Raw genomic sequence first — 15611 nt, forward strand, 5'->3', positions numbered from 1 at the left:
TCCGGCCTGCGCCTTCATGATCCACCAACCATCGCCTGTATCCCACATCTTTACCGGGACGATGGCGTATCCGGGGTATGACTCTCGAAGAGGATTCGCTGGAGTACCACGAGGCCGACCCGCCGGGGAAGGTCGAGATCCGGACGACGAAGTCGACGAGCACACAGCGCGATCTCAGCCTGGCGTACTCCCCGGGGGTCGCCGGCCCCTGTCGGGCGATCGACGAGGACCCCGAAGCGGCCTACGAGTACACGTCGAAGGGGAACCTCGTCGGCGTCGTCTCCGACGGGTCTGCCGTGTTGGGGCTGGGCGATATCGGCCCGCAGGCCTCGAAGCCGGTGATGGAAGGCAAGGGGGTGTTGTTCAAGCGCTTCGCCGACATCGACGTGTTCGACATCGAGGTCGACCACACCGATCCCGAGGAGTTCGTCGGCGCGGTGGCGGGGATGGAGTCGACGTTCGGCGGGATCAACCTGGAAGACATCGCGGCACCGAAGTGTTTCGTCATCGAGGAGCGGTTGCGCGAGCGAATGGATATCCCGGTCTTCCACGACGACCAGCACGGTACGGCCATCATCTCGGGGGCAGCGCTGCTCAACGCCGCGGAGATCGGCGACAAGGATCTGGCGTCGCTCGAAGTCACGTTCGCGGGCGCGGGCGCCGCGGCCATCGCGACGGCGGAGTTCTACGTCTCGCTGGGCGTCCGGACGGAGAACGTCACGATGGTCGATATCGACGGGATCTTGACGACCGAGCGGGCCGAGGCGGGCGACCTCAACGAGCACAACCGCGAGTTCGCCAGCGACGTGCCCGAGGGCGACCTGGCCGACGCGATGGCCGGCGCGGACATGCTCGTCGGCCTCTCGGCGGGCGGGATCGTCGACGGGGAGATGGTGCGGTCGATGGCCGAGAACCCGATCGTCTTCGCGATGGCCAACCCCGAGCCGGAGATCGGCTACGAGGAAGCGAAAACCGCCCGCGACGACACCGTCATCATGGCGACGGGGCGGTCGGACTACCCGAACCAGGTCAACAACGTACTGGGCTTTCCGTTCCTGTTCCGCGGTGCTCTGGACGTGCGGGCGACGGAGATCGACGAGGCGATGAAGGTCGCGGCGGCGGAGGCGCTGGCCGACCTGGCCAAACGGGACGTGCCAGACGCGGTCCGGCGGGCCTACGGCGACCAGCCGCTGCAGTTCGGCCCGGAGTACATCATCCCGAAGCCGCTGGATACGCGCGTGCTCTTCGAGGTGGCGCCCGCCGTCGCGGAGGCGGCCGTCGAGTCGGGGGCCGCGCGCGACGCGCTCGACCCCGACGCCTACGTCGAGCGGCTGGAGGCCAGGCTGGGCAAGTCCCGCGAGATGATGCGCATCGTCCTGAACAAGGCCAAGAGCGACCCCAAGCGGGTCGCGCTGGCGGAGGGGGCCAACGAGAAGATCATCCGCGCCGCCCACCAGATGGAAGAGGAGGGGATCGCCGAGCCGGTGCTGATCGGTAACCGGACCACGATCGAGCGGAAGGTCGAGGGGCTGAACCTGGCGTTCGAGCCGGCGGTCGTCGACCCGGCGGCGGGCGAGTACGAGGAGTACGTCGACCGGCTCTACGAGCTGCGCCAGCGGAAGGGGATGACCCGCCGGGAGGCCGCCGAGACCGTCCGCGACGGCGACCACTTCGCGTCGGTGATGGTCGAGCGCGGCGACGCCGACGCGATGCTGACCGGACTCACCCATCACTACCCCTCCGCGCTGCGCCCGCCGCTGCGAGTCATCGGCACCGAAGACGGCGTCGACCACGCCGCGGGGGTGTACATGCTCTCCTTCGAGAACCGCGTCGTCTTCGTCGCGGACGCGACGGTCAACCAGGACCCCGACGAGGCGACGCTGGCGGAAGTGACGCGCCACGCTGCAGGGGTCGCCCGCCGGTTCGACGTGGAGCCGCGGGCGGCGCTGCTGTCGTACTCGGACTTCGGGAGCGTCGACAACGAGGGCACCCGCAAACCGCGGAACGCGGCGCGGCGGCTCCGCGAGGATCCCGCCGTGGACTTCCCGGTCGACGGAGAGATGCAGGCCGACACCGCGGTCGTCGAGGATCTGTTGGTCGGCGACTACGAGTTCGCCGACGTCGACGAGCCGGCGAACGTGCTCGTCCTCCCGAACCTCGAAGCGGGGAACATCGTCTACAAGCTCCTCCAGCGCCTCGGCGGCGCGGAGGCCGTCGGGCCGATGCTCGCCGGGATGGCCGACCCCGTCCACGTCCTCCAGCGCGACGACGAGGTGAAAGACATCGTGAATCTGGCCGCTGTCGCGACGATCGACGCGCAGGGGTCGGAGTAGGCGGCGGTCGCCGGGAGCGTCGGACCGTTCGTCGCCGACTCGAACGTTTATCCGCTCGGTGGCCGTCCATGGTCCCATGCCCACAGTCGGAGTGATCGGCGTCGGCTACATCGGCAAGAGGTTTCTCGACCGGCTGGCCGACACCGACTACGACACAGTCGCCTACGACGTGGACGCATCGCAGGTCGAAGCCGCCCAGGAACGTGGAGCGGCCGCGGCCGAGAGCCCCGCGGACGCGACGCGTCGCTCGGAGTTCGTCGTCCTCGCGCTCCCCGGGACGCCGGAAGTCGAGGCCGTGATGGAGGCCGAAGACGGCGTCCTCGGCGCGCTCTCGGCGGGCCAGACCGTCGTCGATGTCACGACGACGCACCCGGACACGTCGAGGGAGTGCGAACAGTGGTGCGAGGACCGGGGCGTCGCGTTCGTCGAGGCGCCGATCACCCGCGCGGCGCCGCGCGACGGCGCGCACATGATGGTCGGCGGGACGGAGGCGGCCTACGGGTCGGCCCGCGACCTGATCGAGTCCCTGAGCGACGACCACCTCCACGTGGGCGCGGTCGGACGGGCGACTATCCTGAAGCTCGCCCTCCAGATGCGCTACGCTGGCCGGACCGCGCTGGACGCGGAGATCGTCGAGTTCACGCGGGACAACGGCGTCGACCCCGCGCACCTCCGCGACTTCTTCGGTATGGACGTCTCCGAACGCCTCCTCGACAGGGAGTTCGAACAGGGGATCGAGGGGCTGGGCGGACTCGCGATCTGGGACAAGGACCTCGGCTACGCCCGCGACGTGGCCCGCGAAACCGGGACCGCGCTCCCGATCAACGCGGCCGTTCACGAGGCCTACAAGGCGACCGTCCGCCGGGCCGGTTCCGACGAGGCCCACGCGGCGACGCTCCTGCGGTACTGGGAACTGCTCAACGACGCCGGCGAACGGGCGTTCCAGCCCGCCGAAGACGAGGGGTGACGACGGGGGCGGTGAGTGACGAGCCGGTCGGCCCCCGTCTCAGACCGACACGCCGACTTCGTCGGCCACGCGCCGGACGTGCTCGGCCGCCCGTTCGTACTCCTCGGGACCGTCGAGGTGTTCGAGCATCACCGGCAGGTCGTCGTCGAGGCCGTCGAGCGTTCGCAGCAGCGCGTGGTAGTCCAGATTCCCCTCGCCGGGGGGAACCTCCGAGAGGTGGACGAGCGGGTCGCTCCCCATCGCCACGTCCTTCAGGTGGACGCACTGGATCGCCTCACCGAACGCATCGACGAACCGCTCGATCAGGCCCGCGGTATCGGCGTACCTGCGGGGGGAGGCGACCAGGTTCACCGGGTCGAAGTGAACGGCGAAGGCCTCGCGGTCGACCGCGTCCAGCAGACGGCGGTAGCTCTCGACGGAGTCGGGCACCATCGCCGGCATCGCTTCGAGCGCGTAGCTGGCGCCGTCGGGGTCGGCGGTGTCGACGATCTCCCGTACCGATTCGACGACCAGCTCGAACGTCCGCTCGTCGAAGTTCTCGGGATGGGGACCGGCCCACGAGTCGCCGCGGGAGCCGGCGACGTTGACCGCGCAGTTCGCGCCCACGTCGTCGGCGAGTTCGAGGTGGCGAGCACAGTGTGCGATCGCCGCCTCGCGCTCGTCGGGGTCGGGGGCGACCGGATTCACGCCCCAGGCGCCGACCTCGGCGATCACCACGTCCGCGGCAGCGGCCGCCTCGCGGTAGCCGCGGACGGTCTCGGGGTCTGCGCCCGGGTCGACGGGAGAATACGCCGCCCCGTAGCCGAGGTCGTCCAACGCGTCGATCCACTCCTCCGGTGTCTCGTAGTCGGCGAAGACCGGTCCTCCGAGTCGCATGTGAGCGTGTACCGCGACGAGACGCAAACCCCTGCCGGAGCGGGCAGCGCCGACCGGTTTCGCACGTCCCCCTCCCGAACTGCGTTCGACTCACGGATCGACTTCGAGTCGAACTGGCCGAACATGTTCGGAAACACTGATAGCCGTCGTGCCGGGTAAGATCGACACATGCCGCGGGCCACCCTTGAGATCACCGTGCCGGACTCGGTGTGGATCGGCGAGTTGTCGCGCGAGTACCCGGACGCACAGTTCGAGATCCTCACCGTCTTCCCGAAGGCCGAGGGCGGCGTCGCCCTGGCGGAGATCGCCGCCGACGCCGTCGAGGAGGTCGTGCTGGCGATGGACGACTACGAGGCGGTGACGAACACGGACTTCCTCCAGCGGACGGCGGAGACGGCGCTGGTGCAGTTCGAGACCTCCAACCCGGTCCTCCTGCTGCCGGTGCGCAACGCCGGGACGCCGCTGGAACTCCCCTTCACCGTCGTCGACGGGCGGGTCGAGTGGGAGGTCACCGCGCCTCGGGACCGCCTGTCCTCGCTGGGTGACCAGCTCCGGCAGTTCGGGATCGAGTTCGAGGTGTTGGCCGTCCGCCAGAAGATGGCGACCGATCGACTGCTCACGCCCAAACAGCTCCGGCTCGTCCGGACCGCGGTGGAGGAGGGGTACTACGACACGCCCCGGGAGTGTACGCTCACCGAGCTGGCCGACGAGTCCGACATCGCCAAGTCGACCTGCAGCGAGACGCTCCACCGCGCCGAGGAGAAGATCGTCAAGGAGTTCGTCGACGAGACCGCCCCCGCCGATGAGCGCACGCCCGCGATGCGGGCCTGAGGCCGTCGCGCACGCGACGTTCCCGGACGACGGCGGGTGCCACCGGGCGAGCGGCCGGTCGCTTTAACGCGGTGTCCGCCGTACCCGTCGGGTATGGTCTCCGAACGCGCCCGGTCGGTGGACTCGTTTCTCGCCATGGACGTGCTCGAACGGGCGGGCGAGCGCGACGACGTGGTCCATCTGGAGGTGGGCGAACCGGACTTCGACCCGCCCGAAGCGGTGTTCGACGCCGCCGTCGACTCGCTGCGCGGCGGCAACACCGGCTACACGGTCGCCCGCGGCAAGCCCGAACTCCGCGAAGCGATCGCCGCCCGCTACGAGCGCGACTACGGCGTCGCCGTCGACCCCGACCGGATCGTCGTCACCCCCGGTTCCTCGCCGGGGCTGTTGCTCGCGCTCGCGGCGCTGGTCGACCCCGGTGACGAGGTCGTCCTCACCGACCCTCACTACGCTTCCTACCCGAAGTTCGTCCGTTTCCTGAACGGTGTCGTCCGCACGGTCCCGCTTCGCGCGAGCGAGGGGTTTCGGCCGCGAGCCGGCGACTACGAACGGGCCGTCGGCTCCGAAACGAGCGCGCTCGTGGTCAACTCCCCGGCCAACCCGACCGGGGCCGTCCTCGACGGCGGGACGCTCGGGGAAATCGCGGCGGTCGCCGACGCGGCCGACGCGACGGTGGTGTCGGACGAGATCTACCACGGCCTCTCCTACGGGGCGGCCGAGCACACGATGCTGGAGTTCACCGACGACGCGTTCGTGCTGGACGGGTTCTCGAAGCGCTACGGGATGACGGGCTGGCGGCTCGGCTGGGTCGTCGCCCCGCCTGGGTACGCCGAGGCCCTCAACCGACTCGCCCAGCACGTCCTCATCTCCGCGCCGAACTTCGTGCAGGACGCGGGCGTAGCCGCCCTGGAGACCGACGAGTCGTGGCTGGCCGAGGTACGCGACACGTATCGGCGCCGCCGCGACCGGTTGCTCGACGCGGTTCAAGCGTGGGGACTGGACCCCGGATACACGCCCGAGGGGGCGTACTACGTCCTCGCGGACGTGAGCGACCTTCCGGGGTCGAGCGTCGAAGTGGCCGACCTGTTCCTGAACGAGGCCGGCGTCGCCGTCACGCCCGGTGCCGACTTCGGCGAGCGGGCGAGCGACTACGTCCGGCTCTCGTACGCCACCGACGTGGTGGCCATCGACGAAGCAGCGACACGGGTCGACCGGCTGCTCGACCGCCTCGGGTGACGTACGACGTATCAACGGGCAGTAGTGTATTGGGAAGATTTAAGTCTCGACTCGGGCACCGAACGGTATGGTCGATCGGAAGGTGGTCGTCGGGGGCGCCGTCGCCGTGGTCGCCGTGCTCGTCGTCGGGGGGATCGCGGGCGCGATGGTCCTCGGTGGCGGTGGCGGCGGCGACACGCCGACACCCGACGAGCCGGACGACTCGGACGACGGAAGTGACGGCGGATCCGCGGCCACGCCGACCCGGGCCGCGACGACTGCCGGGAACGGGACCGCGACGAACGGAACCGCGACGAACGGAACCGCCAACGGGACCGCGGGCCCGACGGTGACGCCCACGTCGGTCGCGACGCCGACCGCCACGGGAACGCCGACGGTCACGCCGACACCGACGGCGGTCCCGACGCGGACGCCGATCCTGCCCCGGACCTTCGAGGAGCGCGAGGTCGAGCTAGAGCTCCGGCGGTTGATAAACGACTGGCGGACGGCCAACGGGCTGGACCCGTACACGAACGACAACGGCTCGCTCGTCGTGCGGCTCAACGAGATGTCGCTGAACCACAGCGTCGGCATGGCCCAGCGGGGCGAACTCGTCTACGAGACGTACGGCCTGTCGGTCCCCCAGCGCTACGAGGCCTTTCAGGTCAAGGAGACCTGCCAGTTCAAGCGCCAGGGCAAACAGTTCATCGTCTCACCGGACAACTACCAGTTCCAGGTTATCGCCCAGAGCTACGTCGGGCGCAACTTCCAGGACGGCGGCGAGACGGTCTTCCACGAGAACGAGACCGCGGTCGCCCGCGACATCTTCGAGGCCTGGACGGAGAACCCCGTGTACGCCGACGTGCTCGAGTATCCGAACGCGAACCGTCTCGGTGTCGGTATCGAAATAACCGACAACAACGAGGTCTGGGCGACCGGCAGCATCTGCGGCTCCGGCGACACCTCGTACTGACCGGCCGGCGGGCCGACCGCGTCGGCTGCTCGCTTCCGCGACCGGAACGCCGATTACGTGGACGTTCGACGGACGAGTATGGTTCAGCTATCGCTCGTGTTACCCCGCCAGCCCGACGAACGCTGGCAGCTCGCGAAGCAGATGGGCGTCGAGCAGGCCGTCGTCCACCCGCTGGAGGTCGGCGACGACAAGACTCGTTGGTCGTACGACGACCTGCTCGGGACGAAAAACTGGCTCGAAGACGCCGGCCTCGAGTTCGGCGTGCTGGAGGGGAGCGTCCCCATCAGCGACCGCATCCGGCTGGGGCTCGACGGCCGCGACGAAGACATCGCGGAGTTCAAGCAGTTCGTCCGGGACTGCGGCGATCTGGGGATCCCGGTCGTCTGCTACGACTGGATGGCCGGCGTCCGCTGGGCGCGCACCGAGGCTCACCTCGAATCCCGTGGCGGGTCCTACACGACCGGCTACGACAACGCGAAGATGGACACTGGCCCCGGCACCGAGGCCGCCGACGTGACGCGTGAACAGGTCTGGGAGGCCATCGAGTACTTCCTGAACGAGGTCGTCCCCGTCGCGGAGGAGGCGGGGGTCAAGCTCGGCCTCCACCCCGACGACCCGCCGCGCGAATCCGTGGGGGAGATCCCGCGGATCGCAAACAGCGTCGAGAACTACGACCGCGTGCTCGACATCTACGATAGCGAGTACAACGGCGTCACGTTCTGCCAGGGTAACTTCGCCGCGATGGGCGTCGACGTCCCCGAGACGATACGCCACTTCGGCGAGAAGATCAACTTCGCGCACTTCCGCGACGTCGAGGGTGACGCCGACCGCTTCGTCGAGACCTGGCACGACGACGGCCCGACCGACATGCAGGCGGCGATGGACGCCTTCGTCGACGCCGGCTTCGACGGCCCGATGCGCCCCGACCACGTCCCGACGATGGCCGGCGAGGACAACTCCAACCCCGGCTATCACACCAAGGGTCGCCTGTTCGCGATCGGGTACATGCGCGGCTTGCTCGAATCCGCGGAGGGGACGGGCGAAACGGTGGGGGAGACCACCGAAGCGACGGAGGAAGGTGCCTGAGATGACCGGCGAATCGCCGACGCCCGACGTCGTCGCAGACACGCGCTGTCACACCGGCGAGGGGCCGCTCTACCACCCCGACGAGGCGGTCGTCTACTTCCTCGACATCCCCGAAGCCGACCTCTATCGGTACGACCCCGCCGAGGGGTCCCACGAGCGCGTCCTCGACAGCGAGGGCGCCATCGGCGGGTTCACGATCCAGGACTCGGGCGAGCTACTGCTGTTCTGTGACGGAGGACGGATCCAGCCGTGGCGCCCCGAATCGGGACTCGGCGAGCCAGTCGTCGACGCCGTCGACGGCGAGGCGGAGTCGCGGTTCAACGACGTGATCGCCGACCCGCGCGGGCGGGTCTTCTGCGGGACGATGCCGACACCCGAGGGCGAGCCCGGCACTCTCTACCGACTGGAGACGGACGGCTCGCTGTCGGTCGCGGTCGAGGACGTACGGCTCTCGAACGGGCTCGGATTCGCGCCCGACCGGCGCTCGCTCTACTTCGCGGAGACGGAGGCCGACCGGATATCCCGGTACCGCTACGATCAGGCGACCGGCGGCCTCTCCGACCGGGAGACGTTCCTCGACGCGAGCGACCTGGCGGGCCACCCGGACGGGATGACCGTCGACGCGGAGGGCTGTGTCTGGCCGGCCTTCTGGGACGGCGGCCGGATCGCCCGCTACGACCCCGACGGTACCGAACTGGCGCAGGTCGAGTTCCCGGCGAAGAAGGTGTCTGCGGTCACCTTCGGCGGCCCCGACTACGACACCGCCTACGTGACGACCGCGCTCGGTCCCGGTGAGGGGCCGAAGGGCACCCGAGAGGAGGAGGGCGACGGGGCGGGCGCCCTGTTCGCGGTCGACCTCGGCGTCGGCGGCGTCCCCGAGTTCCGGTCGCGAATCGAGTGCTGACCCGGACGCTCGCGCCGCCCGGAGCCGGCCACGCGGCTCCGCTCAGTGCAGTGTCCCGTCGCGCTCGTCGACGTCGTAGGCGAACAGCGCGTAGCCCACGTCGTCGACGGAGTAGCCGGTCTCGGCGGCGATCTCGCGTATCGGCTCGATCATCGTTACGTAGTCGGCCGCGTCGAACGACTCCTTGCGCCCGTCGAGGTAGCCCAGGCGCTCGAGCGACGCCCACACGCGGGTGTCGACGACGGCGTGGCGCTCGGGGTCCAGTGCGGTCAGGACGCAGGAGGCCGTCGCCGCTTTGAACCCCGAGAGGCCGGTCAACAGCTGTAGCTTCGAGAAGTCGCCGTCGACGGCGCGAACGTTCGCGGTCACCTCCCGACACCGCTCGGGCGGGTTCGTTTCGACGTGATAGGCGCTCCGGGTGGAGCTCTCGTAGGCGATCTCGTAGAGCTGGTCGCGCGTCAAGTGTCCCTGCGTCCGGTACGCTCGGCCAAACTCGTCGAGGCGGGCGGGGTCGAGCCCCCGGGTCTCCTCGTAGGCGGCCAGCGCGTCACCGAGCAACGCTTCCATACCGTTCGGAGGGCGGACGCGGACTTCAAGCACACCGGTTCGGTTGTGTTCGTTCGAACCCGACGGCGCCGATCCGAGGGCCTACCGCGGACAAACGCTCCCCTACCGTGCGAACCGACGGAGTGTTTTTCTCCCGACGGGCAGTCGGTGAAGCTATGGGCTCGTTTCTGGTCTGCTACGGGTCGAGTGAGGGACAGACCGCGAAGATCGCCGACCGGATCGCCGCGCGCCTGCGCGACCGCGACCACGAGGCGACGGCCGTCGACGCCGGGGCGCTGGAGACCGACTACCCGCTGGGCGGGTTCGACGCGGTCGTCGTCGGCTCGTCGATCCACGTCGGGAGCCACCAGGCGTCGGTCCGTTCGTTCGTCGAGGCGAACGCCGAGGCGCTGGCGGCGTTGCCGACCGCGTTCTTTCAGGTCTCGCTGTCCTCGGTCGCGGACGACCCGGAGTGGCGCGCGGAGGCCGCCCGCTACGTCGAGGAGTTCCTCGAGGACACCGGTTTCCAACCGGACCGCATCGCCCGGTTCGGCGGCGCGCTCCGCTACTCGAAGTACGGCTTCCTCAAGCGACTCGTCATGAAGCGGAGCGCGCGCGAGGCGACGGGCGACACCGACACGTCACGCGACTACGAGTACACCGACTGGGCGGAGGTCGAAGGATTCACCGACGACTTCGCCGCGTTCGTCGAGCGACGGGTCGCCACGGGGTCGAACGAACCGACCTGACGCCTCGACTCGCCCGTGCACGGAGGGAGACGTGTCGACCCCGGTGCGATAGCCCCGAAACGTTGTTCTTAAGAGTGCAACGCGAGTCGTGCCGGTATGAGCAACGAGTCCGAGTCCGAGGAGACAGCCCAGGACGCAGCCGACGAGACCGAGGCGGAGACGGAGTCCGAGGTCGAGGCCGAAGCCGAGGGGCTCCAGCACGGCGACTTCATCGAACTGGACTACACCGCCCGCACCGTCGAGGGCGGCGACCTGGTCGACACGACCGACCCCGACGTGGCCGAGGAGGAGGGCGTCGGCGAGGACCAGGAGTTCGCACCGCGAACGATCGTCCTCGGTGAGGGCCACGTCTTCGACGCCGTCGAGGCGGACATCGTCGGCAGCGAGGTCGGCGACAGCGGCACCGTGACCGTCCCGGCCGCCGACGCGTTCGGCGAGTTCGACGACGAGGAGGTCCGCACCATCAGCGCCGACCGCATCCCCGAGGACGACCGCTACCCCGGCGCGCACGTCGACATCGACGGCGAGCACGGTCACATCAACACGATCATCGGCGGCCGCGCCCGCGTCGACTTCAACCACCCGCTGGCCGGCGAGGACGTCGAGTACGACTGGGAGGTCCTCTCGGAGGTCGAGGACCGCCAGGAGCGCGCTGGCGCGCTGCTGAACGTCTTCCTCGACATGGATCTCGAGGTCTGGTTCGAGACGGACACCGTCGAGGAAGAGCAGCTCGTCGAGTCCGACGAGGACGGCGAGGCTTCGGACGAAGCCTCGGAAGACGACGAGGAGGAGAGCGAGCCCGAGTACGAGACCGTCGAGGTCGAGAAAGAGACGCTGTACATCGAGGCGACGCCCCAGCTGACGATGAACCAGCAGTGGATGATGGGCAAACAGCAGATCGCCCAGCAGCTCACGAACCTGCTTGACATCGACCGAATCATCGTCCAGGAGGAGCTGGGCGGCGGCATGGGTATGATGGGCGGCATGGGCGGCATGATGGGCGGTATGGGCGGCGGCGGTGCCGAACTCGAAGAGGCCCTCGAAGACGAGGACATCGACGCCGAGGAGATCGTCGACGAACTCGAAGGCGCCGAGGAGTAAGCCGCTCTTTCTCTCCGTTCAGCGCAGCCCGCTAGCGCTGCCTCCGGGCTCTCGCCCGTCTAGCACCGCGTCGCAGCTGTTGACGAACTGGCCGAGTCCCTGGGCCACGTCGCGGTCGAGCGAGACGATGATACCGCCGTGCTCGGACTCCTTGAAGTGGAGGACTGCGGCGCGGTCGTGCAGTTCGACGGTCGCCTGTCGTTCCCCCAGCCGGCCGTACTCCTCCGGGGGAACGATCGACTCGTTGGCGCGTGCTCGGTCCGTGATGGTCGGGAGCGCGTCTTTCAGGTTCTCGGTCGCCACGTCGTCGCGGAGGTACAGCGGCTCCCAGTCGTCGGCGTCGTACCGAACCGCGCCCCGAAACGCGTCGCCGGCCCTGTTGTGGATCAGTTGAACGAGCGGCTGATATCGTTCGTCGGGCATAGCCGGCTCGACGTGATAGAGCGGTTTCAATCTACGGGACGGTGTCTCGGGTCGACGTGCCCGACGTTTATCTGACCGGCCGCCGATACCCCCGACGACGCCGCTCGACCGCTCGTCCCGAAGAACCGTGCGACCCGCAGCCTCCCACCAGCACATGCAACACCGACCGACCACCGACAGGAAGCGCGCGCTCGTGGCGGCGGCCGCCGCGCTCTGTGCGGTCGCGCTCGCGACCGCGGCGACGGCGCTCGACGGATCGCTCTCGACGGCGGTCCCGTCCGAGGCGGGCGGTTCGACCGCCGGTGGGACGTCGCTGCTGGCGCTTCTGTTCGCGCTCCTCCGAGCGATCCTCTCCCCGTTCGGGATCTCGCTCGAGGCGGGTGGCGGCGGGCTCGGGGGTGGATCCGTGCTCCCGGTGCTGGTCGGGGCCGTCGCCGCGGTCTACCGACATCGACTCGCGTTCGTCGCTGCTGTCGTGGTCCCGATGCTCGCGGCGCTCCTGGCTCGGCGGGGCGGCGGTCTCGGTGAGCTGACCCGTCGCCAGCGAGCGAGCGGGTCGCCGAGCGGGGACGACGGTGGCCGAACGGAAACGGCGTGGCCACGAGGTGACCCCGACGAGGTCGTCGCTCGGGCCTGGGTCGACCTCGTCGAGCGGGCGGACGTGGCCGAGCCGAGCGCTCGCACGCCCGCGGAAGTCCGCCGAACGGCGGTGAACGCGGGATTGAACCCCGACGCCGTCGAGACGCTCACGGAGGCGTTCCGCGCGGTCAGGTACGGCGGCGGGTCGCCCACCGAGTCACGCCGAAGCGCCGTTCGGCGGGCCCGTCGCGAACTCGCCGCCGACGGAGAGAGGGAGGACGAAGCCCGATGACGGGGTGGCGGCACCGGGTCCTGCGGGCGGCGACCGCCGTCGGTGCCACCGCGCTCGCGTTCGCGCTCGCCCTCGACTGGGCGGTGTCCGCGGGGGCCGTTCCGCCCGAGTCGATTCGCCCCGCCTGGGGAGATTCGGCCGTCGTCGCCGGGTTCGCGACGGTGGCGGTCTGTGCGGTCGCGCTGGTCGTGAACCACCGGTGGCTGCTCGGTCGGTCGTCGACCGCGCCGGCCGAGGCGCCGGAATCGGCGGCGACCGTCCCCCGGTCCGGCACCGACACCGACGAGATCTTCGGTGGCGTGTTCTCGTCGACCTACCGCACGGACGCGGCGCGCCGGCGGGCGCGCGATCGGCTCCGGAAGGCCGCCGTTCGGACGGTCGCCCGTCGGCAGTCGGTCCCCCGGGAGCGAGCGGAGCGCCTCGTCGCGAGCGGCCACTGGACCGACGACGACGCGGCCGCCGCGTTCCTCGGCGACCAGTCCGCCCCCCGCCTCGTCCGTCTGCGGCGGTGGATATCGACCCGACTCGCCTTCCGGTACCAAGCGCGTCGGACCGCTCGCGCCGTCGTCGCGGCCGACGGGAGCGCCGAGTCGTGACCGCCGACGGCGGGGACCACCCCGGCACCGGCAACGGGGGTCCGAGGGCCGAACGGACGGGCCAGTGGCTGACGGCCGTGGCGATCACCCTCGCCGTCGGGTCGGTCGGCGTCTACGTCGGCCGTCCGGCCTTGCTCCTCGCGGCCGTCGTCGGCCTCGCTTACACCGCGTATCCGCTCGTGACGGCCGACCCGGCGGCCACCCTCGCGCTCACGCGGACGGTGGACGACCCTGCACCCCAACAGGGTGACGCGGTGACCGTCACGGCCACCCTGACGAACACGGGGTCACGGACGCTGCCGGACGTTCGGTTCGTCGACGGCGTGCCGCCGAAGCTGGCCGTCACGGGCGGGACCCCGCGGCGCGCCGCCGCGCTCCGACCCGGCGAGTCCGCGACGGTTCGCTACGCGGTCGAGGCTCGGCCCGGAACCCACCGGTTCGAACCGGCGACGGCGACCTGCTACGACCGTAGCGGCGGCGTTCGCGTCGAGGCCGAACTCGCGGTCGATGCCGGTCCCGGCCGCGGCACCGAGACGAACGGAGCCGACGGGGCGGACGGGGACGACGAGTCGGGCGACGTCGAAGCCGTGGCGGCGCTGGCGTGTTCGGTCCCGGTCGAGGGGGTGCCGCCGCTCCGACGGACCGCGCGGGCGACGGGACGGACGGTCGTCGACGCGAGCGGGTCCGGCGTCGAGTTCGACCGCACCCGGGAGTATCGACCGGGCGACCCAGCCGACCGGATCGACTGGCGGCGGTACGCTCGAACCGGCGCGCTGACCACCGTCGAGTTCCGCCCGGACCGTCGGCGGTCGGTCGTCGTCTGTCTCGACGCGCGACCGCGGTCGGTCCGCCGGGCCGGTGACGACGACGTCGACGCCGTGACCGCCGGCGGTGCCGCGGCGGCCGCCCTGGCGACGACGCTGCTCAACCGCGGAGCCCGAGTGGGCGCCGCCCGCCTCGGCTCTCGGTTCGAACTGATCGCTCCCGGCAGTGGCCGTCACCATCGCGAGCGCGTCACCGCGCTGCTGACCGACGCGACCGACACCGTCGACGGACCGGCGGACCCGTCGAGTTCGGCGGACGGGTTCGCGAGGCAGGTCGACGAATTGCTGGAGCGGACGGGTGAGGACGCCGAGATCGTGGTTGTGACGCCGCTGCTCGACGAGCTGGGTGTCGACGCGGTGCGGCGCGCCGCCGGACGGGGACGGGGCGTCGCGACGCTCAGTCCGGACGTGACGAACGACGGATCGCTTGGGGGCGAACTCGTCGCCGTCGAGCGTCGCAACCGCATCGAGGCGTTGCGGGCGACGGGCGTTCCGGTCGGCGACTGGCGACCCGGCGACCCCGTGTGGTGGCCTCGGGGCGACGGAGGTGTCCAGTGAGATGGCCGCCGCTGGGAGGCCCGACAGGAGTCCACCCTTCCCCGGGAGCGCGGTCGCGGTGGTCACAGCGCTGAGCGCGGTGGCGCTGCTCGCGGCAGACCCGCTGCAGTTCGCCCTCGTGGCCGTCGTCGGGGTCGGGAGCGCCGCGCTCCTGTTCGGTGCGTATCTGCGATTCCGCGGCCGCCGCCTGGCCGGTTCGATCGCGTTGGTCGTCGGCCTCGGGATCGTCCTCGTCGCGGTCGGACTGGCGGCCGTCTACCCCGCCGGGTGGGTCACGCGGACGGCGCTCGTCCTCGCGACGGGCGGACCAGCCACACTCGCCCTCGGCCTCGTCCCGTTGCGTCGCTCGTGGACCGGCGGACTGGTCTCCCTCGCCACCGCGCTGCTCGTCGGTGCCGTCACCGTGCGAGGAGTCCTGGCCGCGACCGATCGGATCTCGCTCCTCGTCGCTCTCGTCGGTGCGTTCGTCGCCTGGGACGCCGCCGACCACGCGGTCGGACTCGGCGCCGACGTGGGCCGCGGCGCGGCAACCGTGGGGGTGTCTGCGACGCATCTCGTCGGTTCGCTCGCGGTCGGACTGGCCGCCGTCGCCGTCGCCACCGGTCTGTACGGGGTCGGCCCCTCGTCTGTACCGCTCCTCTCCGTCGTCGCCCTGTTCACCGCGGTCGTCGTCCTGCTCGCGGCCCTGACGGCGGATCTCCTCCCCACCGGAGACGGCGTGAACTCGAGGCAGTGATACCGCTCTAGTGACGGACGCC

16 protein-coding genes are annotated in these 15611 nt (G+C 70.4%); 13 read left to right on the forward strand and 3 right to left on the reverse strand.

The genetic code is table 11. The features are described 5' to 3' along the window. The first annotated feature begins 77 nt into the window (after positions 1 to 77). Positions 78 to 2333, forward strand: a complete 2256-nt coding sequence (locus I7X12_RS18590; RefSeq protein ID WP_198061507.1) for an NADP-dependent malic enzyme — start codon at positions 78 to 80, stop codon at positions 2331 to 2333. A 76-nt stretch (positions 2334 to 2409) separates the two neighbouring features. After that, positions 2410 to 3300, forward strand: coding sequence for an NAD(P)-dependent oxidoreductase (locus I7X12_RS18595; RefSeq protein ID WP_198061508.1), 891 nt, complete (start codon positions 2410 to 2412; stop codon positions 3298 to 3300). Between the two features lie 39 nt (positions 3301 to 3339). On the opposite strand, the gene I7X12_RS18600 is transcribed toward I7X12_RS18595, so the two are convergent. Beyond that, positions 3340 to 4176, reverse strand: a complete 837-nt coding sequence (locus I7X12_RS18600) for a sugar phosphate isomerase/epimerase family protein (protein WP_198061509.1) — start codon at positions 4174 to 4176, stop codon at positions 3340 to 3342. A gap of 168 nt (positions 4177 to 4344) precedes the next feature. On the opposite strand from I7X12_RS18600, the gene I7X12_RS18605 reads away from it, so the two are divergent. The 5 genes from I7X12_RS18605 to I7X12_RS18625 all read left to right on the forward strand — a co-directional run bounded on the left by I7X12_RS18605 (position 4345) and on the right by I7X12_RS18625 (position 9185). After that, positions 4345 to 5007 (forward strand): helix-turn-helix domain-containing protein, encoded by a 663-nt coding sequence (locus tag I7X12_RS18605; protein ID WP_198061510.1) that lies wholly within the window; start codon positions 4345 to 4347, stop codon positions 5005 to 5007. Positions 5008 to 5100: 93 nt separating this feature from the next. Then, a complete protein-coding gene (locus I7X12_RS18610) occupies positions 5101 to 6243 on the forward strand; it encodes an aminotransferase class I/II-fold pyridoxal phosphate-dependent enzyme (protein WP_198061511.1) in 1143 nt (380 codons plus the stop codon). A gap of 67 nt (positions 6244 to 6310) precedes the next feature. Continuing rightward, the gene (locus I7X12_RS20750; RefSeq protein ID WP_198061512.1) at positions 6311 to 7195 is read left to right on the forward strand and encodes a CAP domain-containing protein; all 885 of its coding nucleotides are present in this window, start codon (positions 6311 to 6313) and stop codon (positions 7193 to 7195) included. A 78-nt stretch (positions 7196 to 7273) separates the two neighbouring features. Beyond that, the gene (locus I7X12_RS18620) at positions 7274 to 8281 is read left to right on the forward strand and encodes a mannonate dehydratase (protein ID WP_198061513.1); all 1008 of its coding nucleotides are present in this window, start codon (positions 7274 to 7276) and stop codon (positions 8279 to 8281) included. Position 8282: 1 nt separating this feature from the next. Continuing rightward, positions 8283 to 9185 carry an SMP-30/gluconolactonase/LRE family protein gene (locus I7X12_RS18625; protein WP_198061514.1) on the forward strand — a complete coding sequence of 301 codons (903 nt, stop codon included), beginning with the start codon at positions 8283 to 8285 and terminating at the stop codon, positions 9183 to 9185. A 42-nt stretch (positions 9186 to 9227) separates the two neighbouring features. On the opposite strand, the gene I7X12_RS18630 is transcribed toward I7X12_RS18625, so the two are convergent. Next, entirely contained in the window at positions 9228 to 9752 is a 525-nt protein-coding gene (locus tag I7X12_RS18630) for a hypothetical protein (protein ID WP_198061515.1), read from the reverse strand. A 155-nt stretch (positions 9753 to 9907) separates the two neighbouring features. Between I7X12_RS18630 and I7X12_RS18635 the strand changes: the two genes are divergently transcribed. Both I7X12_RS18635 and I7X12_RS18640 read left to right on the forward strand, forming a co-directional pair. Beyond that, positions 9908 to 10480, forward strand: coding sequence for a flavodoxin domain-containing protein (locus I7X12_RS18635; RefSeq protein ID WP_198061516.1), 573 nt, complete (start codon positions 9908 to 9910; stop codon positions 10478 to 10480). Between the two features lie 96 nt (positions 10481 to 10576). Beyond that, positions 10577 to 11581, forward strand: coding sequence for an FKBP-type peptidyl-prolyl cis-trans isomerase (locus I7X12_RS18640; protein WP_198061517.1), 1005 nt, complete (start codon positions 10577 to 10579; stop codon positions 11579 to 11581). A gap of 18 nt (positions 11582 to 11599) precedes the next feature. Here I7X12_RS18640 and I7X12_RS18645 read toward each other — a convergent pair whose 3' ends face one another. Continuing rightward, positions 11600 to 12004 carry a hypothetical protein gene (locus I7X12_RS18645; protein WP_198061518.1) on the reverse strand — a complete coding sequence of 135 codons (405 nt, stop codon included), beginning with the start codon at positions 12002 to 12004 and terminating at the stop codon, positions 11600 to 11602. A gap of 154 nt (positions 12005 to 12158) precedes the next feature. Between I7X12_RS18645 and I7X12_RS18650 the strand changes: the two genes are divergently transcribed. The 4 genes from I7X12_RS18650 to I7X12_RS18665 are packed head-to-tail and all read left to right on the forward strand — an operon-like array spanning position 12159 to position 15589. Beyond that, the gene (locus I7X12_RS18650) at positions 12159 to 12875 is read left to right on the forward strand and encodes a DUF4129 domain-containing protein (RefSeq protein WP_198061519.1); all 717 of its coding nucleotides are present in this window, start codon (positions 12159 to 12161) and stop codon (positions 12873 to 12875) included. Then, positions 12872 to 13471: a DUF7269 family protein gene (locus I7X12_RS18655; protein ID WP_198061520.1), complete on the forward strand. Its 600-nt coding sequence runs from the start codon at positions 12872 to 12874 to the stop codon at positions 13469 to 13471. The genes I7X12_RS18650 and I7X12_RS18655 overlap by 4 nt, the downstream gene beginning before the upstream one ends. Then, entirely contained in the window at positions 13468 to 14853 is a 1386-nt protein-coding gene (locus I7X12_RS18660; protein ID WP_198061521.1) for a DUF58 domain-containing protein, read from the forward strand. The genes I7X12_RS18655 and I7X12_RS18660 overlap by 4 nt, the downstream gene beginning before the upstream one ends. Before the next feature lie 58 nt (positions 14854 to 14911). Beyond that, positions 14912 to 15589: a DUF7519 family protein gene (locus I7X12_RS18665; RefSeq protein ID WP_198061522.1), complete on the forward strand. Its 678-nt coding sequence runs from the start codon at positions 14912 to 14914 to the stop codon at positions 15587 to 15589. Positions 15590 to 15611 lie beyond the last annotated feature (22 nt).

Source organism: Halosimplex litoreum (assembly GCF_016065055.1).
Taxonomy (GTDB): domain Archaea; phylum Halobacteriota; class Halobacteria; order Halobacteriales; family Haloarculaceae; genus Halosimplex; species Halosimplex litoreum.